The organism is Streptomyces sp. NPDC001480 (assembly GCF_042894725.1).
Lineage (GTDB): Bacteria > Actinomycetota > Actinomycetes > Streptomycetales > Streptomycetaceae > Streptomyces.
Genome location: NZ_JBIAVX010000008.1, coordinates 365,721 through 384,138, shown reverse-complemented (window position 1 = coordinate 384,138; position 18,418 = coordinate 365,721). Strand labels below are relative to the sequence as shown.

At 70.8% G+C, this 18,418-nt stretch carries 17 protein-coding genes; 11 read left to right on the top strand and 6 right to left on the bottom strand.

All coding sequences use genetic code 11. The annotated features are described in order from the left end of the window. Positions 1-3: 3 nt before the first annotated feature. Positions 4-828, bottom strand: coding sequence for a maleylpyruvate isomerase family mycothiol-dependent enzyme (locus ACFY01_RS22170; RefSeq protein WP_390737427.1), 825 nt, complete (start codon positions 826-828; stop codon positions 4-6). A 180-nt stretch (positions 829-1,008) separates the two neighbouring features. On the opposite strand from ACFY01_RS22170, the gene ACFY01_RS22165 reads away from it, so the two are divergent. Further along, positions 1,009-1,800 carry a carbon-nitrogen family hydrolase gene (locus ACFY01_RS22165; protein ID WP_390737426.1) on the top strand — a complete coding sequence of 264 codons (792 nt, stop codon included), beginning with the start codon at positions 1,009-1,011 and terminating at the stop codon, positions 1,798-1,800. A 350-nt stretch (positions 1,801-2,150) separates the two neighbouring features. Here ACFY01_RS22165 and ACFY01_RS22160 read toward each other — a convergent pair whose 3' ends face one another. Further along, positions 2,151-2,642 carry an LURP-one-related family protein gene (locus ACFY01_RS22160; RefSeq protein WP_361442262.1) on the bottom strand — a complete coding sequence of 164 codons (492 nt, stop codon included), beginning with the start codon at positions 2,640-2,642 and terminating at the stop codon, positions 2,151-2,153. A gap of 135 nt (positions 2,643-2,777) precedes the next feature. Then, complete coding sequence (locus ACFY01_RS22155) at positions 2,778-3,884, bottom strand: GlxA family transcriptional regulator (RefSeq protein ID WP_390737425.1); 1,107 nt, start codon at positions 3,882-3,884, stop codon at positions 2,778-2,780. A gap of 51 nt (positions 3,885-3,935) precedes the next feature. On the opposite strand from ACFY01_RS22155, the gene ACFY01_RS22150 reads away from it, so the two are divergent. The 3 genes from ACFY01_RS22150 to ACFY01_RS22140 all read left to right on the top strand — a co-directional run bounded on the left by ACFY01_RS22150 (position 3,936) and on the right by ACFY01_RS22140 (position 7,718). Next, positions 3,936-4,328 (top strand): cupin domain-containing protein, encoded by a 393-nt coding sequence (locus ACFY01_RS22150; protein ID WP_390737424.1) that lies wholly within the window; start codon positions 3,936-3,938, stop codon positions 4,326-4,328. 149 nt (positions 4,329-4,477) lie between these two features. Continuing rightward, the gene (locus ACFY01_RS22145) at positions 4,478-5,341 is read left to right on the top strand and encodes a calcium-binding protein (protein ID WP_390737423.1); all 864 of its coding nucleotides are present in this window, start codon (positions 4,478-4,480) and stop codon (positions 5,339-5,341) included. A gap of 526 nt (positions 5,342-5,867) precedes the next feature. Next, the gene (locus tag ACFY01_RS22140) at positions 5,868-7,718 is read left to right on the top strand and encodes an NHL domain-containing thioredoxin family protein (protein WP_390737422.1); all 1,851 of its coding nucleotides are present in this window, start codon (positions 5,868-5,870) and stop codon (positions 7,716-7,718) included. Here the strand turns inward: ACFY01_RS22140 and ACFY01_RS22135 are convergent. Next, on the bottom strand, positions 7,706-7,975 hold the full coding sequence (locus tag ACFY01_RS22135; RefSeq protein ID WP_390737421.1) for a DUF6458 family protein: 270 nt from the start codon (positions 7,973-7,975) through the stop codon (positions 7,706-7,708). The genes ACFY01_RS22140 and ACFY01_RS22135 overlap by 13 nt on opposite strands. A 295-nt stretch (positions 7,976-8,270) precedes the next feature. On the opposite strand from ACFY01_RS22135, the gene ACFY01_RS22130 reads away from it, so the two are divergent. Beyond that, on the top strand, positions 8,271-9,041 hold the full coding sequence (locus ACFY01_RS22130) for a GNAT family N-acetyltransferase (RefSeq protein WP_390737420.1): 771 nt from the start codon (positions 8,271-8,273) through the stop codon (positions 9,039-9,041). 44 nt (positions 9,042-9,085) lie between these two features. Next, entirely contained in the window at positions 9,086-9,310 is a 225-nt protein-coding gene (gene infA / locus ACFY01_RS22125; protein WP_390737419.1) for a translation initiation factor IF-1, read from the top strand. Between the two features lie 30 nt (positions 9,311-9,340). Here infA and ACFY01_RS22120 read toward each other — a convergent pair whose 3' ends face one another. Together ACFY01_RS22120 and ACFY01_RS22115 are read right to left on the bottom strand one after the other, a co-directional pair. Further along, positions 9,341-10,639, bottom strand: coding sequence for a M18 family aminopeptidase (locus tag ACFY01_RS22120; protein ID WP_390737418.1), 1,299 nt, complete (start codon positions 10,637-10,639; stop codon positions 9,341-9,343). 88 nt (positions 10,640-10,727) lie between these two features. Then, a complete protein-coding gene (locus tag ACFY01_RS22115; protein WP_390737417.1) occupies positions 10,728-12,554 on the bottom strand; it encodes an acyl-CoA dehydrogenase in 1,827 nt (608 codons plus the stop codon). 213 nt (positions 12,555-12,767) lie between these two features. Between ACFY01_RS22115 and ACFY01_RS22110 the strand changes: the two genes are divergently transcribed. The 5 genes from ACFY01_RS22110 to aspS all read left to right on the top strand — a co-directional run bounded on the left by ACFY01_RS22110 (position 12,768) and on the right by aspS (position 18,205). After that, positions 12,768-13,253, top strand: coding sequence for an SseB family protein (locus tag ACFY01_RS22110; protein WP_390737416.1), 486 nt, complete (start codon positions 12,768-12,770; stop codon positions 13,251-13,253). Continuing rightward, complete coding sequence (locus ACFY01_RS22105; RefSeq protein WP_390737415.1) at positions 13,246-14,091, top strand: DUF3592 domain-containing protein; 846 nt, start codon at positions 13,246-13,248, stop codon at positions 14,089-14,091. Before ACFY01_RS22110 ends, ACFY01_RS22105 begins: the two co-directional genes overlap by 8 nt. 104 nt (positions 14,092-14,195) lie before the next feature. Further along, a complete protein-coding gene (locus ACFY01_RS22100; protein WP_390737414.1) occupies positions 14,196-15,173 on the top strand; it encodes a pirin family protein in 978 nt (325 codons plus the stop codon). Between the two features lie 121 nt (positions 15,174-15,294). Beyond that, the gene (locus ACFY01_RS22095; RefSeq protein WP_390737413.1) at positions 15,295-16,338 is read left to right on the top strand and encodes an AI-2E family transporter; all 1,044 of its coding nucleotides are present in this window, start codon (positions 15,295-15,297) and stop codon (positions 16,336-16,338) included. 103 nt (positions 16,339-16,441) lie between these two features. Beyond that, positions 16,442-18,205, top strand: a complete 1,764-nt coding sequence (gene aspS / locus ACFY01_RS22090; protein ID WP_390737412.1) for an aspartate--tRNA ligase — start codon at positions 16,442-16,444, stop codon at positions 18,203-18,205. Positions 18,206-18,418 lie beyond the last annotated feature (213 nt).

The following is an 18,418-nucleotide window of genomic DNA, read 5'->3' as shown; positions in this document are numbered from 1 at the left end:
CCGTCACGGCGTCACCGCGAAGTTCCGCAGGATCGCCCCCGTCAGAGCCGGTTCCCCCTCGGCCTTCACCCGGTCGGCTACGGCCTCCGGCGTGACCCGGCCGCAGGCCAGGCGGACGTACGTCTCCCAGTCGAGGGTGAGGGTGGCGGCGGGGCCGAGCGCGGGCGTGCTCTCCAGGGTGCCGCGGCCCTGGATGTCGACGCGTATGGTGCGCAGGAACTCCACGGGCCCGTGCACGTCGAAGACGATCGCCGAACTCCGGGGCGCCTGCGCGTCGTGCGCGACCACCCGGGGCAGCGCCTCGAGCAGCACGTCCCGGGCGACGTGCGCGCCGGGCGAGTCCAGGTTGCCCGGCCGGCCGAGGGCCGCGCGCAGGTCCTGCTCGTGCACCCACACGTCGAACGCGCGGGCGCGCATGGCCTCTTCGAGCGTGATCTCCCGGCCGAGCGGGCCGCGCACCTTGTGGCCGGGGTCGCGGGACTCGTTGCGCAGCTGGCGGTTGCGGCGGATGACCGTGTACTCCAGCTCCGAGGTCATCTCCGGGGCGGTGTGGTGCCGGCGGACGTCGACCTGCATCTCCATGTAGCGCTGGTGCTCGTTCGTGACGTGGAACAGGTCGCGCGGCAGCGTGTGGATGGGACGCGGGTCGCCGAGCATCTCGCAGTCCATGCCGATGACATGCGAGACGACGTCGCGGACCGACCAGCCCGGGCACGGGGTCCGCCGGTTCCACTCGCCCTCGACGAGCGGCTGAACCAGTTCGGATATCGCTTCGATGGAGTGGGTCCAGGCGTCGGCGTAGGGCTGGAGGGTGGGATGCAGACTCACGGAACGGGACCCCTCGGCGGTCGGTACACGGGCAGGTTGTGGCGGCGTTGCCAGCGGGACGTTGCTGTCGGCGGGTGTCTTGGAACGCTAAGTTACGCTGCTGTGAGGCACCCCGGCAGTGCTTTCGTGTGACGATCGTAGGCCCGGTATGGACGGCTCGAATGCCAGGACGGTGGTAGTGTGCGCGCCTCGCTGATCCAGATCGCCGTAGAAGAGGACGAATCGGTCGAAGACCGGCGGCTCCGAGTGGCCGCGCTGGTCCGCGACCAGGCCGGGTCCGATCTGGTCGTGCTGCCCGAGCTGTGGACGACGGGTGCCTTCGCCTACGAGGAGTTCGGGCGGGAGGCCGAACCGATCGAGGGCCCCACGTACGAGGCGATGGCGAAGGCTGCGAGCGACGCGGGCGTGTGGCTGCACGCGGGCTCGATCCCGGAACGAGACCCGGAAGGCCCCCTCTACAACACCTCTCTCGTCTTCTCCCCCTCCGGTGACCTGGCCGCGGCCTACCGCAAGATCCACCGCTTCGGCTTCGACAAGGGCGAGGCCGTGCTGATGGGTGCGGGCCGGGACCTGGTGACGGTCCGTCTGCCCGGCACCACCCTCGGCGTGGCCACCTGCTACGACCTCCGTTTCCCCGAACTCTTCCGCGCGCTCGTCGACGCCGGCGCCGAGACCCTGGTGCTCCCGGCGGGCTGGCCCGAGCGCCGTCGCGCGCACTGGACGCTGCTGGCCCAGGCGCGGGCGGTCGAGAACCAGGCGTTCGTGCTCGCCTGTGGAACGGCCGGGACGCACGCCGGAGTTCCCCAGGCGGGTCACTCGATCGTGGTGGATCCGTGGGGCGAGGTACTGGCCGAGGCGGGCGCCGGCGAGGAGGTCCTCACGGTGGAGTTCGACCCGGCGAAGGTCGCCACGACCCGTGAACAGTTCCCGGCGCTCAAGGACAGGGTCCTGGGCCTGGAGCCGCCTCGCTGATCCGGGGAGGGTCTTGGTGAGCATCTCCCGGCCGCCGGCGTCCCTCCTGGCGTAGTCGGGCGCCTTGCCCTTGCCCTTGCCCAGCGAGGTGCCCTCCGCCGGAACGGACCCGGGGTGCCTGCGGTCGGCCGCCAAGCCCTCCGGGTACAAGGTGTCGAGGGCGGTGTCGCGGATCTGCCGGTCCCGTTCGTCCTCCAGGGCCTTCTTCTCCTCCGGCGCGGTACCGGCGGCCCGGGTGAGCATGAACCGGCCGAGGGCCCCGCCCGACACGGCCGTGGCCGCGCGCCTGGCCTCCCGCGCGGCTGAGGAAGACCCTGGACCGGCGGGTGATGCGCGATCCAACGTACCCCCTAGTCCTCCCGCTCCTGCTCCGCCAGGTGGATCACGCACACCGCCACCGCGATCAGCAGCGCCGGGTCCGCGTCATCCCGTACGACGTCCACGCCGTACGTCTCCCTGACGTGCAGCCAGCGCCGGGAGATCACCGCCAGCAGCTCACCGTCGTACTCGACGGCGAACTCGCGGTCCAGGATCTTGCCGCTGACGTCCAGCTCCGTGCCGTCCACCAGGGACACCCGGTAGTGGTTGCGCAGCAGGGACAGCCGCTTGCGCTTGATCCGCGCCAGCGGCTCGCCGTCCCGCTCGATCACCATGGTGTTCCGCAGGCTGAGCATCTTCTGGTGGATGTCGATGAGGACCCGCCCCTGCGTGTCCTTCAGCTCGAAGGTGTCCCGCAGTCGCATCGCCTTGCCGTCGACGAGGAACACCTTGCTGCCGTGCTCGTCCTCGATCCAGTAGTCGTCACCGATGCCGAGGATCCGGTCGCGTACGAGGAATCTCATGGCGTTACGGTTTCCCCGGGCACCGGCCCGGGACGCGGGACGTGGGCTGATGGGATGACCGGCCCACGCGGACGGCGTGGTGGACCCGCGTCGTCAGCCGGACGGCCGCTGTCCCCGGGCGGCCACGGCGAGCTCCTAGGGGTGGAAGTCGGCCCGTGGCGCGCCCGCCGCCCGAGCGCTGCGGACCGGGGTCTCGACGAGTGCGGCCGGGGAAGAGGCGGTCGACTGGCTTTCTGAAGCCGGTCCTCCCGCTTGGACCGACAGCGACTCCCCGGTGGCCGGTCCGAAACGCCGCCGGTACGCCGACGGGCTGAGCCCCGTCCCCTGCCGCAGCCGCGCGCGCAGATTGGCCGCCGTACCCAGCCCACTGCGTGCCGCCACGACGTCGAGCCGCTCCTCGCCGCGCTCGATCAGCCGGCAGGCCAGCGCCACCCTCTCCCCGGTCAGCCAGGCCAGTGGGGTCGTCCCGAGCTGGGCCCGGAAGCGCCGGTGGAGCGTCGCGGGGGAGACCGCCGCGCGGGCTGCCAGATCCGCCACCGACAGCGGCTCCCCCAGCCGCTCCTGCGCCCACGCCAGCAGCGGGGCGAGCGACTCGTCGGGCACGTCCGGCACCGGCCGCTCCACGAACTGCCGCTGCCCGCCGTCCCGGTGCGAGGCGAACACCAGCCGCCGGGAGACGGCGTTGGCGATCTCGGCGCCGTGGTCCCTCCGCACGATGTGCAGCCCCAGGTCGAGCGCCGAGGCGCTGCCGGAAGCGGTGAGGATGTCCCCGTCGTCGACGAAGAGGACGTCCGGTTCCAGCCGTACCTGGGGGAACCGGGCCCGGAACGCCTCCGCCCACATCCAGTGACAGGCCGCCCGCCGCCCGTCCAGCAGCCCGGCCTCGGCCATGGTGAACGCCCCCGAACAGAAGCCCACGAGCCGCGCGCCCCGCGCGTACGCCTGGCGCACGGCATCGAGTACGCGTGGGGAGCGCGGGACGCCGGTGTCGGGACGGTTCGGCACGATCAGCGTGTCCGCGTCCTCCGCCGCCTCCAGTCCCGCGACCCCGGTGAGCGTGAAGAACCCGTCCCGCATAGGGGTCTCGGCCCGGTCCGCGCACAGCCGGAAGTCGTACAGCTCCCGCCCGAGCTCGGGCCGCCGCAGCCCGAACACCTCGATGGCGCAGCTCATCTCGAAGGGGTTGGAGTTCTCGTCGACGACCAGCACCACGCGATGCGGCTGAGAGGATCCTTGCGGCATGTGCGATTTCTAGCACTCGTACGGCGGCCCGGGCACCCGCACGATGACGTCATGACACAGGAACCGATCTCCCTCGCCGACGCCCTCGCTTCCTTCTCCGACCTGTGGAGTCCCCGCATCGTCACGACCGTCAACGACTACGACGTCCGCGTGGCGAAGGTCGAGGGTGAACACCTCTGGCACGTCCACGACGACACGGACGAGTTCTTCCTCGTCCTCGACGGCGAGTTGCGGATCGCCCTGCGGGAGGCGGCCGGCGAGCGCGAGGTCGTCCTCCCCAAGGGCTCGGTCTTCACGGTCCCCCGGGGAACGGAGCACAAGCCGATCGCCCCGACGGGAGCGTCGATCCTGCTCCTCGAACCCACGGGCACGTCGACGGTCGGCGACCGCCACGAGGAGATCCCGGCCCACGTGGACGCGACCACCGGCCACGCCCTCTTCTGACCGGTTCCCGGAATCCGCCGGGCCGAGGGGTGTCCCGAAGGTGAACTTCCAATCCACAAAGGGAAGTTGCCCAACCGGACGCAGTGTCGCCGCGTCGAACGGTGCGTAGGTCGCAGACGACACCGCACGTTCCTCTCGGAGGTCCCGCAATGCCCCTTCGTTCTTCCGTCCGCCGCCGGGTGATCCGTGCTGTCCCGGCGGCGGCGCTGCTCCTCGGCACCGCCCTGGCCGCCCCGTTGGCCCTGGCCGGAATCGCCGGGGCCGCGCAGGCACCGGCCACCGCCTCGGTCAACCAGTACGACTGGCAGCTCACCTACAAGGCCGCCGCCGGCCAGACCAACAAGGCCACGGTCACCGCGACGCGCACCGCCGACCGCACGGGCATCACCTACGTGATCGACGACGTCGTCCCGATCGGCGCCGGGCACGACTGCGCCTACCCCGACGGCGCGGACCGTACGAAGGTCTCCTGCACGGTCACCCTCGTGGACAGCCAGGACCCGTACGCCGCCCTGGTCGCGAACCTCGGCGACGGCAACGACACGCTCGCGTACAAGAACGCCACCGACCAGGTGTACTCCTACGCCGAGATCTCGCTGGGCGCCGGCAACGACAAGCTGACCGACTCCGGCAGCCTCGACGGCGCCTACGCCTCGGGCGACGCGGGCAACGACACGATCACGGTCGGCGCGGAGGGGCTGGCCTGGGGAGGTGACGGCAACGACACCGTCCACGCGAGCGGCGGCGACAACATCGTCCAGGGCGGCAAGGGCGACGACGTTCTCCACGGCGGCTCCGGAAGCCAGTACCTGTCCGGCGACGACGGCAACGACAGGCTCTACGGCGGCACCGCCGACGACACCCTCTACGGCGGCAAGGGCAACGACGCCCTGTACGGCAACGCCGGCAACGACCGCCTGTACGGCAACAGCGGCGACGACAAGCTCTACGGCGGCCCGGGCCGCGACACCCTGTCGGGCGGCCCCGGCCGAGACGTGACCCACCAGGACTGAGTGAGGCGCGGCACGCCGCGCTAGTCGCCGAGCTGGTGTTCCACGCGGTGGCGGATGTACTCGTCGGGATGGGCCCGGGCTGTCGCCACCGCTTCGGTCACCAGGTCGTGCAACTCCGGTGGGTAGGCGGACTTCGGCTCGACGAACTGGCGGTTGAAACTCGGTCGGGATCATGGACGGCCGCCTTGACCAGCGCGTGGAAAGGACTCGTCGGAAAGGGTCAGGCCTCGGCGGCAGGCGTCACGCAGCGCCGTCCGAACGCGGCGCACCCAGGTGCGTGGATCGCCGGGGCCCGGCTCGGCAGGGGCATCGAGTGAGAGGACCCGGACGACGTCCGCGAGGCACCCGGCAAACGCCTCCCGCCGGTGCTCCGTACGCCCCGGCAGCGCCATGAATCCCTGTACCGCCCGCGCCGCCCCACCGGCAGCCGTCTCCTTCCCGTCCGCAGTCAACCGCCGCCCCTTAGCCGTCGGCCTTGCCGTACGCGTGTGATCCGGTGTTCATACCCGGATGGCAAGCTTGAACCATGAACGATGCCGCACCTCGCCGCGCCCGTGTCCGTGCTCCTGAGCTGGTCGGGAAGGGGGGCTGGCTGAACACCGGGGGGCAGCAGTACAGCCTCGCGGAACTTCGTGGGCGGATCGTCATCCTCGATTTCTGGACCTTCTGCTGCATCAACTGCCTGCACGTCCTCGACGAGCTCCGCGAGCTGGAGGAGAGGCACCGGGACACCGTCGTCGTCATCGGCGTGCACTCGCCGAAGTTCGTGCACGAGGCCGAGCACCAGGCCGTCGTGGATGCCGTGGAGCGGTACGGGGTGGAGCACCCGGTGCTCGACGACCCGGAGCTGGCGACCTGGAAGCAGTACGCGGTGCGGGCTTGGCCCACGCTCGTCGTCATCGACCCGGAGGGCTACGTCGTCGCGCAGCACGCCGGTGAGGGGCATGTGCACGCCATCGAGCGGCTGGTGACCGAGCTGGAGGCCGAACACGAGGCGAAGGGCGCCCTGCGGCGCGGGGACGGCCCGTACGTGGCGCCGGAACCGGAGCCGACCGCGCTGCGCTTCCCGGGCAAGGCGCTGCTGCTGCCGGGCGGGAACTTCCTGGTCAGCGACACCACCCGGCACCAGCTGGTCGAGCTGGAGGGGGACGGGGAGACCGTCGTACGGCGTATCGGCTCCGGTGTGCGCGGGTTCGCCGACGGCGGTGCCGAGGAGGCCTCTTTCAGTGAGCCGCAGGGGCTCGCACTGCTTGAGGACGTCGATGAGGGGGCGTCCGTGGTCGTCGCCGACACCGTGAACCACGCCCTGCGCCGCCTGGACCTCGCCACCGGGACGGTGACGACCCTCGCCGGTACCGGAAAGCAGTGGTGGCAGGGCTCACCGATCTCGGGCCCGGCCCGCGAGGTCGACCTGTCCTCCCCCTGGGACGTGGCCGTCTTCGGCGGCAAGGTGTGGATCGCCATGGCGGGCGTGCACCAGCTGTGGGCGTACGACCCGGCCGGGGGCACCGTCGCCGTCACCGCCGGTACGACCAACGAGGGGCTCGTGGACGGGCCGGGCGCCGAGGCCTGGTTCGCGCAGCCGTCCGGGCTCGCGGCGACCGCCGACCGGCTCTGGCTCGCCGACTCCGAGACCTCCGCGCTGCGCTGGGTGGATCTCGACGGGCACGTCCACACCGCCGTAGGTACCGGCCTCTTCGACTTCGGGCACCGCGACGGCGCCGCCGAACAGGCCCTGCTCCAGCACCCGTTGGGCGTCACCGCGCTGCCGGACGGCTCGGTGGCCGTCTGCGACACCTACAACCACGCCCTGCGCCGCTACGACCCCGCCACCGGCGAGGTGACCACCCTCGCCACCGACCTGCGCGAGCCCAGCGACGCCGTGCTGGTCGGCGAGGACATCGTGGTCGTGGAATCGGCCCGGCACCGCCTGACCCGGCTGCGGCTGCCCGAGGAGGCCGTGCGCGTGGAGTCCGTGGCCCACCGCACACAGCGGGCGGCCACGGAAGTCGCCCCAGGGACGCTCCGGTTGGACGTCGTCTTCCAGCCTCCGGCCGGCCAGAAGCTCGACACCCGCTACGGTCCTTCGACCCGTCTGCTGGTGTCCTCCACCCCGCCGGAGCTGCTGCTGAAGGGTGAGGGCGCGGACACGGAGCTGTCCCGCACGCTCGAACTCGACCCGCAGGTCACCGAGGGCGTACTCCACGTCTCCGCGATGGCCGCCTCCTGCGATGACGACCCGGCCAACGAATATCCGGCCTGCCACGTCCACCAGCAGGACTGGGGCGTCCCGGTCCGCCTCACCGTGGGCGGTGCGGACCGCCTCCCCCTCGTGCTGGCGGGGATGGACGAGGCCGCCGAGGCTCAGACGCCGTAACCGTCCCGGTAGCCGTCGCCGTATGCGCTTCCGTGGTGATGGTGGTGCGGCTCCTCCTCGACGACCGTGGTCGTCGGCGGCGGCATCACGACGCGCCTGCGCCGCGCGATGCTGCTGAACGTCGCCACTCCGATCAGCCCCACGATCATCAGGATGAACCCGACCAGATGGAGGTTCACCCCGCTCATGTGCCAGTCGGTCGCGAAGGTGAGGATGGCTCCCACGGCGATGAGGATGATGCACCCGCCGAGGCCCATGGCTGTCGCCTCCTGTCCGGACCGGCCGTTCCGGTCCGAGACTGCGGGTACCCCCGTTGTCAACCCGCATGCGATGCCGCATGCGATGCCGGGCCGTTCCCGGGATCGAACGATTTAAATGAGTTGGGCCGGGCGGACCCCGCTGGTACCGTCTGGGCAGCCGTGAGACGACGCCAGGAGGTGAGACCCATGAAGGCTGTAGTGGTGTGGGTGCTCCCCTCTTTGGTCACGGTGGGCGGTTGACGTAGGTGTCGCCGGGAGCGCCGCAGACAGGCACTCCTGAGAGGCAATACCTATGAACTCTTCGAACTCCGTGGTCACGCGTGTTTCGGACACGCAGTGGCACGCCCTGGAGGACGACCGCACGGTCGGCCGCGGCCACGCTTCGCGGCGGCCCGACGGGCGCCTCTTCATCAGCGTCGACGCGTGGCACGGCGCCGTCTTCGACCGCATCGCCGACGCGATGCGGGCCGACCTCCCCGCACCGCTCCACACCGTCGTCGACGAAGCCGACCACGGCTCGAGGTCCGCCTGGGAGCGGGCCGGTTTCGCCGCCGCGCGCCGCGAGCGGGGCTATCTGGTGCCCACCGACCCTCAGCTCACCGGGCTCGGCCCGGTGCGACCCCCGTCAGGTGTGACGATCGTGCCCGCCGGTCAGGCGGAGGAGGGCCCGCTGCGCGCCCTGGACCGCGTCATCCGCGACGAGGTCGAGGCCACCGTCGGCTGGCGGACGATGCCGGCCGAGGTGCTGCCCTGCCCGCCCGGGAGCACCGTGCTCGACCCGTCGAAGTACGCGGTGGCGCTGCACGACGACCAGTACGTGGGACTGGTGCGGTTGGCGACGCGGACCCGGCAGCCGCGGATCGGGCTGATCGCCGTGCGGTCCGACCGGCACCGCCGCGGCATCGCCCGGGCGCTGCTGGCCCACGCGCTGGGGGCACTGCACCGCTCCGGGACCGCTTCGGCATGGGCCGAGGTGGACGAGTCCAACGCGGCGGCCACCGCCCTGTTCGAGGGCGTCGGCGCCCGGCGCGCGGGCGGCACCCTGGAACTCGTCCGCCACTGACGACCCGTCACCTACCTGAAGAGAACAGGAAGAGAAGAGAAACCATGACAAAGCAAGCAGGGGGCGTGGAAGTCGAGGGCACCGTCGTCGAGTGCCTGCGCAACGCCACCTTCAAGGTGGAGCTCCAGAACGGGCACACCGTGCTCGCACACATCAGCGGGAAGATCCGGAAGAACTACATCAAGATCCTCCCGTACGACCGGGTGCTCGTCGAGCTCAGCCCCTACGACCTGACCCGCGGCCGGATCCGCTACCGGTACAGGTCGTAGCGGCCGGCCGTCCCTCGCGGCGACCCCGGCCTAGCCCTCCAGGAACGCCTCCAGCGCGTTCGCCAGCAGGTACGGGTCGTCCGCGCCGCACAGTTCGCGGGCGCTGTGCATCGACAGGATCGCCACGCCGATGTCGACGGTGCGGATGCCGTGGCGGGCCGCGGTGATCGGGCCGATGGTGGTGCCGCAGGGCATGGAGTTGTTGGAGACGAAGGACTGGAAGGGGACGTTCGCCTTCTCGCAGGCGGCGGCCCACACGGCGCGGCCCGAACCGTCCGTCGCGTAGCGGTTGTTGACGTTGACCTTGAGGATCGGGCCGCCGTTGACGCGCGGGTGGTGGGTCGGGTCGTGCCGCTCCGGGTAGTTGGGGTGGACCGCGTGGCCGGTGTCGGAGGACAGGCAGACGGTGGCGGCGAAGGCACGCGCCCGGTCCTCGTAACCGCCGCCGCGCGCGAACACCGAGCGCTCCAGGACGCTGCCGAGCAGCGGTCCGTCCGCGCCGGTGTCCGACTGGGAGCCGTTCTCCTCGTGGTCGAAGGCGGCCAGCACCGGGATGGCGGGCAGCGGTTCGCCGGAGGCGGCGACGGCGGCGAGGGCGGCGACGCCCGCGTGCACGGACAGCAGGTTGTCCATGCGCGGGCCGGCGACCAGTTCGCGGTCCCGGCCGAGGTAGGCGGGCGGCTCCACGGAGTGCGTCATCAGGTCCCAGCCGGCCGCCTCGCCCGCCGGCAGCCCGCACTCGTGCTCCAGGAAGGCGATCAGGTCGCCGTCGCGCACGTCGTTGCCCAGGCCCCACACCGGCTGGAGGTGCCGCTGCTTGTCCAGCTTGAGGCCCTCGGAGGACACCGACCGGTCCAGGTGGATGGCCAGCTGGGGCACCCTGAGCAGCGGCCGGTCGACGTTCACCAGGCGGGTGGTGCCGTCGCGCAGCGTCAGTCGTCCGGCGAGCCCGAGGTCGCGGTCGAGCCAGGAGTTCAGCAGCGGCCCGCCGTAGATCTCGACGGCGACCTGGCGCCAGCCGTGCGCCCCGGTGTCCGGCTGCGGCTTGACCCGCAGGTTGGGGGAGTCGGTGTGCGCGCCGACGATCCGGAACGGGGTGTGGGCGGCGGCGCCCTCGGGGACGTACCAGGCCACGATCGCGCCGCCGCGCAGCACGTACTTGCCGCCGTGCGTCCCGTCCCAGGCGTCCGTCTCCGCGACCTGCCTGAAGCCGGCCTTCTCCAGCCGTTCGGCGGCGTTCGCCACGGCGTGGTACGGCGAGGGGCTCGCCGCGAGGAAGGACATCAGGTCGTCGGTGTGGCCGCGGTCGAAGCGGGCTGGTGCGCTCATAGTCTTCACCTTAACGACGTACGAGGGCCCGCTCCCCCCTACCGGGAGCGGGCCCTCGTGAGTGTTCAGCAGGGACGGCGGGGCCGGATCAGAACGCGGCCTCGTCCAGCTCCATCAGGTCCAGGTCGACGCCCTCGGCCACCTTGCGGGCCAGGGTGACGCCGGGCAGGACGTTGGCCGCGAAGAACTTCGCCGCCGCGATCTTGCCGGTGTAGAACGCCTTGTCCTTGGCGGAGGCCGTCTGAAGCTTCTCGGCGGCGACCGCGGCGCCCTTGAGCAGCAGGTAGCCGACGACGACGTCACCGGAGGCGAGCAGCAGCCGGGTGCTGTTGAGGCCGACCTTGTAGATGTTCTTGACGTCCTGCTCGGTGGCCGCGAGGTCGGTGAGCATCAGGCCGACGATGGCCTCCAGCTCGACGGCCGCCTTGGCGAGGTGCTCGCGTGCGCCGGCCAGCTGCTCGCCGCCCGTGCCGAGTGCCAGGAACTTCTTGATGTCCTCGGCGAGGGAGTTCAGCGCGGCGCCCTGGTTGCGGACGATCTTCCGGAAGAAGAAGTCCTGGCCCTGGATCGCGGTGGTGCCCTCGTACAGGGTGTCGATCTTGGCGTCGCGGATGTACTGCTCGATCGGGTACTCCTGGAGGAACCCGGAGCCGCCGAAGGTCTGGAGCGACTGGGCGAGCTGCTCGTAGCCCTTCTCCGAGCCGTAGCCCTTGACGATCGGCAGGAGCAGGTCGTTGAGGGCGTGCTCGGCGGAGGTGTCCTCGCCGGCGGCCTCCTTGACGGCTATCGCGTCCTGCACGGAGGCGGTGTAGAGGACGAGGGCGCGCATGCCCTCGGCGTACGCCTTCTGCGTCATCAGGGAGCGGCGCACGTCCGGGTGGTGCGTGATGGTGACCTTGGGCGCGGTCTTGTCCATGAAGTTCGCCAGGTCGGGACCCTGGACGCGCTCCTTGGCGTACTCGAGGGCGTTGAGGTAGCCGGTCGACAGCGTCGAGATCGCCTTCGTGCCGACCATCATCCGGGCGAACTCGATGATGCGGAACATCTGGCGGATGCCGTCGTGCTTGTCGCCGATCAGCCAGCCCTTGGCGGGGTGGCGGTCGCCGAAGGTCATCTCGCAGGTGTTGGAGGCCTTCAGGCCCATCTTGTGCTCGACGTTGGTGGCGTAGACGCCGTTGCGCTCGCCCAGCTCGCCGGTCTCGAAGTCGAACAGGTACTTCGGGACGAGGAAGAGGGACAGGCCCTTGGTGCCGGGGCCGGCGCCCTCGGGGCGGGCGAGGACGTAGTGGAGGATGTTCTCCTCCATGTCGTGCTCACCGGAGGTGATGAAGCGCTTCACGCCCTCGATGTGCCAGGAGCCGTCCTCCTGCTGGACGGCCTTGGTGCGGCCGGCGCCCACGTCGGAGCCCGCGTCGGGCTCGGTGAGCACCATGGTCGAACCCCAGGTCCGCTCCACGGCGATCTGCGCGATCTTCTTCTGGACCTCATTGCCCTCGTCGAAGAGGATGCCGGCGAACGCCGGGCCGGAGGAGTACATCCACACGGCCGGGTTCGAGCCGAGGATCAGCTCCGCGTACGCCCAGATCAGGGACGGGGGAGCCGTCGTGCCGCCGATCTCCTCGGGCAGGCCCAGGCGCCAGTACTCGGAGTCCATGAAGGCCTTGTAGCTCTTCTTGAACGTCGCCGGGACCGGCGCGGTGTTCGTCTCGGGGTCGAAGACCGGCGGGTTGCGGTCGGCGTCCGCGAAGGACTCCGCCAGCTCGTTCTCCGCGAGGCGCGTCAGCTCCTCAAGCACGCTCTTGGCGGTGTCCGTGTCCATCTCCTCGAACGGGCCGGTGCCGTAGAGCTTGTCGCGGCCGAGTACTTCGAAGAGGTTGAACTCGATGTCGCGGAGATTGGACTTGTAGTGCCCCATGGTGACGGCTCCGTATAGGACTGGGCGAGGCACTGGCTCCTCGCATCTGGTTCACGTACCAACAAGTAGCTACGATGATGCTACCCGTCGGTAATAAGAAGCAACCCCTACCGGTCCAAGTGTGAGAAGGGTCTACATACCCGCGCTCGGAAACGGCTCGACAACCCTTGACGGCCCTCCTGCCCCGCGGGGCATCTCGGTACGCTTACGCGCATGTATGGATACGGCCAGCCCATGGACGGTGGCGCCGCTCAGCAGCAGCAGTACGCCTCGTCGCAGCAGATGCCCGGCGGCGGCCTCGGCGGGTACGGCCAGCAGCAGCCGCTCTACCCGGAGCCGTCCCCGCCCTCGCTCGCGGACGCGGTGCGCGCCTTCACCACCGGCCAGCTGGCCGCCGAGGACTTCCAGCAGGTGTTCGCCACCTCCAAGGTGTACTGCCCGCGCGGCGACAACCCCGGCTTCCTCGCCCTGCACAACACCCAGCAGCCGGTGATCCCGATGTTCACCTCCCTCAAGGAGCTGCGCCGGTACGCGGGCAAGGAGTCCAAGTACTTCGTCATCACCGGCTCCGAGGTGATCGACCTGCTGCCGACCGGCTACGGCTTCGTCCTCGACATGGAGGGCGAGCACCGCATGGTCTTCGACGCGAAGGCGGTGGAACAGATGGTGGAGTTCGCGATGCGCCGCATGTATGGCTGACAGCTCGCCGCTGGTCCTGCACGGGCGGGGCCGGGCGAGTGCCCGATTACGCGACGGCGTGCTGCTGCTGGAGTCGGGCGGGGTGCGCCGCCGGATACCCGTCGGTGCGATCGAACGCGTGGAGGTGCGCGGCGGCAAGGGCCGTGAGCTGGCCGTCGTCCTGACCGCCGCCGATCCGGCTCGTGCCAAGACGTACACCCTCACCGCCCGCAGCGCCCCGGCCGTGGGCGCCTTCGCGGGAGCCGTGCGGCGGGCGCTGCCGGCGCGGGTGCCCGGGAAGCCGCGCGCGGACGGAGCGGCGCGGGTGTCCGTGGAACCGCTGGAGCGGCCGGGGCTGGAGCCGTGGCGTGTGGGCCTGTGGGCGCTCGGGGTTTCCCTCCTGCTGGTCGCCGGGCTCCTGGCGGCGTGCGGAGCGGGGGCGAAGGCCGTCGCCCTGTGGCTGGCGGGCGCGGTGGTGCTCGGCTTCGGGGCCGTGGCCGTCCGCAGCGCGTGCGGGCAGGTGCGGGACGCCGTGGTGCTGCGCAGGCGGGGGATCACCGTGGAGGGCCGGCTGAAGTACTCCTTCGACACCGGCAGCGGTGAGGACCGGGTCACGCACCACGTGTACCGCTATGTGGACGCCCTGGGTGAGCCGCGCGAGCGCACCGGGGAGGAGGGCGGCCCGGACCAGGTCGAGATCGTGTACGACCCCGAGGACCCGGAGGGCACCACCAAGGTCGGGCGGGGCACCGCCGGACAGCTGACCTCCGGCGTGCTCGGCCTGCTCCTGCTCGCCGTCCCCATGGCGGGGATCGGCGCGGCCATGGTGGTGACGGCGCTGGCATCCCTGTTCGCCTGAGAGCGCCCGTGGCGGCCCGGAGGGAATTCCCCCCGGGCTCTTTCCGTTACTGGTGGCAGAAAGTTCAATGCTCAACTAAACTGGCCGCACAAGGAGGTACCGACATGCCTGCAGTGACCGTCGAGAACCCGCTGACCCTGCCCCGGGTGATCGCGCCCGCCGACGCCGTGGCACGGCCCGTGCTCGCCGTCACGACCGCGCCCAGCGGTTTCGAGGGCGAGGGCTTCCCGGTGCGCCGGGCGTTCGCCGGGATCAACTACCGACACCTCGACCCGTTCATCATGATGGACCAGATGGGCGAGGTGGACTACGCGCAGGGCGAGCCCAAGGGCACCCCCTGGCACCCGCACCGCGGCTTCGAGACCGTCACCTACATCATCGACGGCATCTTCGACCACCAGGACAGCCACGGCGGCGGCGGCACCATCACCAACGGTGACACCCAGTGGATGACCGCGGGCTCGGGCCTGCTGCACATCGAGGCGCCGCCGGAGTCGCTGGTCATGTCGGGCGGCCTCTTCCACGGTCTCCAGCTGTGGGTGAACCTGCCGGCCAAGGACAAGATGATGGCCCCGAAGTACCAGGACCTGCGCAGCGGCGAGGTCGCGCTGCTCACCACGCCGGACGGCGGCGCGCTGATCCGTGTCATCGCCGGCGACCTGGACGGCCACCAGGGTCCGGGTGCGACACACACGCCGATCACGATGATCCACGCCACCCTCGCCCCGGGTGCCGAGCTGACGCTGCCCTGGCGGGAGGACTTCAACGGCCTCGCCTACGTCCTCGCGGGCCGCGGCTCGGTCGGCACCGACCGCCGCCCCGTCCACCTGGGCCAGACGGCGGTCTTCGGCGCGGGTTCCTCGCTGACCGTCCGCGCGGACGAGAAGCAGGACTCCCACACCCCGGACCTGGAGATCGTCCTCCTCGGCGGACAGCCCATCCGTGAGCCCATGGCCCACTACGGCCCGTTCGTCATGAACACCCGCGAGGAACTCCAGCAGGCCTTCGAGGACTTCCAGAAGGGCCGCCTGGGCACGATCCCCGCGGTCCACGGGATGACGGAGGCCGGACCGCAGGCCTGACGTCGGGCCTGGCCGTGGATTTCGGCCGGGGTGACATACGGGGGTGACACCCAAGGGTGGGTGTCACCCCCGCGGCATGCCCCGGCGGGCACCCTCCCCCGGGGCGTGGTGCCATGGGCGCATGCCCCCGCCGCCGGCCCTGCTCCCCGCCCCGGTCCGCAGGCTCGCCGCCTGGTGTGCGGTGATCCTGCTCGTGTCGGGGGTCGTGTGGATCGGTATCCGGCTGTGCGGGGAACTGCGTACGGCCGTGATCCCCGTGCTGCTCGCGCTGCTGGGCACCGCGCTGCTCGGGCCGCTGCACCGGCGGCTGGTGCGGGTCGGGGTGCAGCGGTCGGTGTCGGCCGGGCTGACCTGTGTCGCGGTGGTGGCCGTGGTCGGGGGCGCCGTCTACATCGTCGTCGCCGCGCTGATCGACACCGGCCCCCAGATCGTCTCCTCGCTCAAAGCGGCCGCGAAGAGTGTCGCCCGGCATTTCGGGGCGGCCGGCACCTCGGTGGACGACCTCGCCGCCCACTCCGGTGAGCTGCTGCGCAGGTTCGGCGGGACGGCGGCCTCCAATGTGATCAGCGGGGTCAGCGTCGTCGGCCAGACCATCGCCGAGGCCGTGCTCGCCCTGCTGCTCGTCTTCTTCTTCCTGCGCGACTCCGACCGGGCCGTCCAGACCCTGCGCTCCGTCGCCCCCGGCGGCACCGCCGACACCCTGGAGGCCATGGCCCGGCGCGCCTACGAGGCCGTCGAGGGCTTCATGCGCGGGACCACCCTCATCGCGCTCATCGACGCCACCTGCATCACCATCGGGCTGCTCGTCCTGAGCGTGCCCGGCGCGGTCGGCCTCGGGGCGCTCGTCTTCGTGGGCGCCTACATCCCTTACCTCGGCGCCTTCATCTCCGGCGCGGTCGCGGTGCTGGTCGCGCTCGCCGACCGGGGGTTCGTCATCGCGCTGTGGGCGCTGGGGGTCGTGCTCGCCGTGCAGGTGCTCGAAGGGCATGTGCTCCAGCCGGCGATCCAGAGCCGCACCGTGCAGATGCACCCGGCGGCCGTGCTGCTGGCGATCACCGCCGGGGCGTCCGTCGCCGGGATCCTCGGCATGCTGCTGTCGGTGCCCCTGACCGCGGCAGGCTTCGGGGTCCTGCACGAAATCAGGCTCCGGCATACGCCCAGCTGAGCAGCGCCGGGTAATGGCGAGAGTGGATCTTGGGCTGCCCGGTACGCTGGGGGGAGTTTCCCGTGAAACGAGTCCCCGATCCGCGAAGACTGGATGAACGACGATGCATCGGTACAGGTCCCACACCTGCGGCGAGCTCCGCGCCTCTGACGTCGGCACCGACGTCCGGCTGAGTGGCTGGCTGCACAATCGGCGCGACCTGGGCGGCATCCTCTTCATCGATCTGCGCGACCACTACGGCATCACCCAGCTGGTCGCCCGCCCCGGCACGCCCGCGTACGAGGCCCTCGACAAGGTCTCCAAGGAGTCGACGGTCCGCGTCGACGGCAAGGTCGTCTCCCGCGGCGCGGAGAACGTCAACCCCGACCTGCCCACCGGCGAGATCGAGGTTGAGGTCGGCGAGGTCGAGCTGCTGGGTGCCGCCCAGCCGCTGCCCTTCACGATCAACACCGAGGACGGGGTCAACGAGGAGCGGCGCCTGGAGTACCGCTTCCTGGACCTGCGCCGCGAGCGCATGCACCGCAACATCATGCTGCGCACGGCGGTCATCTCGGCGATCCGGCACAAGATGACGGCGCTCGGCTTCAACGAGATGGCGACGCCGATCCTGTCCGCGACCTCCCCCGAGGGCGCCCGCGACTTCGTCGTCCCGTCCCGGCTGAACCCGGGCAAGTTCTACGCCCTGCCGCAGGCCCCGCAGCAGTTCAAGCAGCTGCTGATGATCTCCGGCTTCGACCGCTACTTCCAGATCGCGCCCTGCTTCCGCGACGAGGACGCGCGCGCGGACCGCTCGCCGGGCGAGTTCTACCAGCTCGACGTCGAGATGAGCTTCGTCGAGCAGGAGGACGTCTTCCGCCCGATCGAGCAGCTGATGACCGAGCTGTTCGAGGAGTTCGGCGGCGGCCGCCACGTCACCTCGCCCTTCCCGCGGATCCCGTTCCGCGAGGCGATGCTGAAGTACGGCTCGGACAAGCCCGACCTGCGGGCCAAGCTGGAGCTGGTGGACATCACCGACGTCTTCGAGGGCTCAAAGTTCAAGGCGTTCGCGGGCAAGCACGTGCGCGCGCTGCCGGTGCCGGACGTCTCGGCGCAGCCCCGCAAGTTCTTCGACCAGCTCGGTGACTTCGCGGTGACGCTGGGCGCGAAGGGCCTGGCCTGGGTGCGCGTGGCCGAGGACGGCTCGCTGTCCGGCCCGATCGCGAAGTTCCTCACCGAGGAGAACGTCGCCGAGCTGACCAAGCGGCTCTCCCTGGCCCCCGGCCACGCCGTCTTCTTCGGTGCGGGCGAGTTCGACGAGGTCTCGAAGATCATGGGCGCGGTGCGGGTCGAGGCCGCCAAGCGCGCCGGGCACTTCGAGGAGAACGTCTTCCGCTTCTGCTGGATCGTCGACTTCCCGATGTACGAGAAGGACGAGGAGACCGGCGCGATCGACTTCTCGCACAACCCGTTCTCGATGCCGCAGGGCGGCCTGGAGGCCCTTCAGACCCAGGACCCGCTGGACATCCTGGGCTGGCAGTACGACATCGTCTGCAACGGCGTGGAGCTGTCGTCCGGCGCGATCCGGAACCACGAGCCGGACATCATGCTGAAGGCCTTCGAGATCGCGGGCTACGACCGTGAGACCGTCGAGGAGAAGTTCGCCGGCATGCTGCGCGCCTTCCGCTTCGGCGCCCCGCCGCACGGCGGCATCGCCCCGGGCGTGGACCGCATCGTCATGCTCCTCGCGGACGAGCCCAACATCCGCGAGACCATCGCCTTCCCGCTCAACGGCAACGCCCAGGACCTGATGATGGGCGCGCCGACGGAGCTGGAGGAGGCACGGCTGAAGGAGCTGCACCTCTCGGTGCGCAAGCCGCAGCCGAAGTAGGCCCCGGCCTGAGACAGGCCCCAGCCTGGCGGCCCGGAACCGGGGACGGTTCCGGGCCGCTTTTACCTGGTGGGGGGCCGGGTAGCGGCGGACGAGGCGGGGTGAGACGGCGAAAACCGAGGTGGCTCGAAACCGGCGTCGGTTTCGAGCCCTTCTCAAGCTATCTGACGTGTCAGTGACCTTTTCCAAGGTCACTGACAGGCTTCTTACTTA

Bases quoted from the DNA above. Each gene is read 5' to 3' on its own strand.
- ACFY01_RS22160 (WP_361442262.1), bottom strand. From the start codon at position 2,642: ATGAGATTCCTCGTACGCGACCGGATCCTCGGCATCGGTGACGACTAC.
- ACFY01_RS22155 (WP_390737425.1), bottom strand. From the start codon at position 3,884: ATGCCGCAAGGATCCTCTCAGCCGCATCGCGTGGTGCTGGTCGTCGAC.
- ACFY01_RS22150 (WP_390737424.1), top strand. From the start codon at position 3,936: ATGACACAGGAACCGATCTCCCTCGCCGACGCCCTCGCTTCCTTCTCC.
- ACFY01_RS22145 (WP_390737423.1), top strand. From the start codon at position 4,478: ATGCCCCTTCGTTCTTCCGTCCGCCGCCGGGTGATCCGTGCTGTCCCG.
- ACFY01_RS22140 (WP_390737422.1), top strand. From the start codon at position 5,868: ATGAACGATGCCGCACCTCGCCGCGCCCGTGTCCGTGCTCCTGAGCTG.
- ACFY01_RS22135 (WP_390737421.1), bottom strand. From the start codon at position 7,975: ATGGGCCTCGGCGGGTGCATCATCCTCATCGCCGTGGGAGCCATCCTC.
- ACFY01_RS22130 (WP_390737420.1), top strand. From the start codon at position 8,271: ATGAACTCTTCGAACTCCGTGGTCACGCGTGTTTCGGACACGCAGTGG.
- infA (WP_390737419.1), top strand. From the start codon at position 9,086: ATGACAAAGCAAGCAGGGGGCGTGGAAGTCGAGGGCACCGTCGTCGAG.
- ACFY01_RS22120 (WP_390737418.1), bottom strand. From the start codon at position 10,639: ATGAGCGCACCAGCCCGCTTCGACCGCGGCCACACCGACGACCTGATG.
- ACFY01_RS22115 (WP_390737417.1), bottom strand. From the start codon at position 12,554: ATGGGGCACTACAAGTCCAATCTCCGCGACATCGAGTTCAACCTCTTC.
- ACFY01_RS22110 (WP_390737416.1), top strand. From the start codon at position 12,768: ATGTATGGATACGGCCAGCCCATGGACGGTGGCGCCGCTCAGCAGCAG.
- ACFY01_RS22105 (WP_390737415.1), top strand. From the start codon at position 13,246: ATGGCTGACAGCTCGCCGCTGGTCCTGCACGGGCGGGGCCGGGCGAGT.
- ACFY01_RS22100 (WP_390737414.1), top strand. From the start codon at position 14,196: ATGCCTGCAGTGACCGTCGAGAACCCGCTGACCCTGCCCCGGGTGATC.
- ACFY01_RS22095 (WP_390737413.1), top strand. From the start codon at position 15,295: ATGCCCCCGCCGCCGGCCCTGCTCCCCGCCCCGGTCCGCAGGCTCGCC.
- aspS (WP_390737412.1), top strand. From the start codon at position 16,442: ATGCATCGGTACAGGTCCCACACCTGCGGCGAGCTCCGCGCCTCTGAC.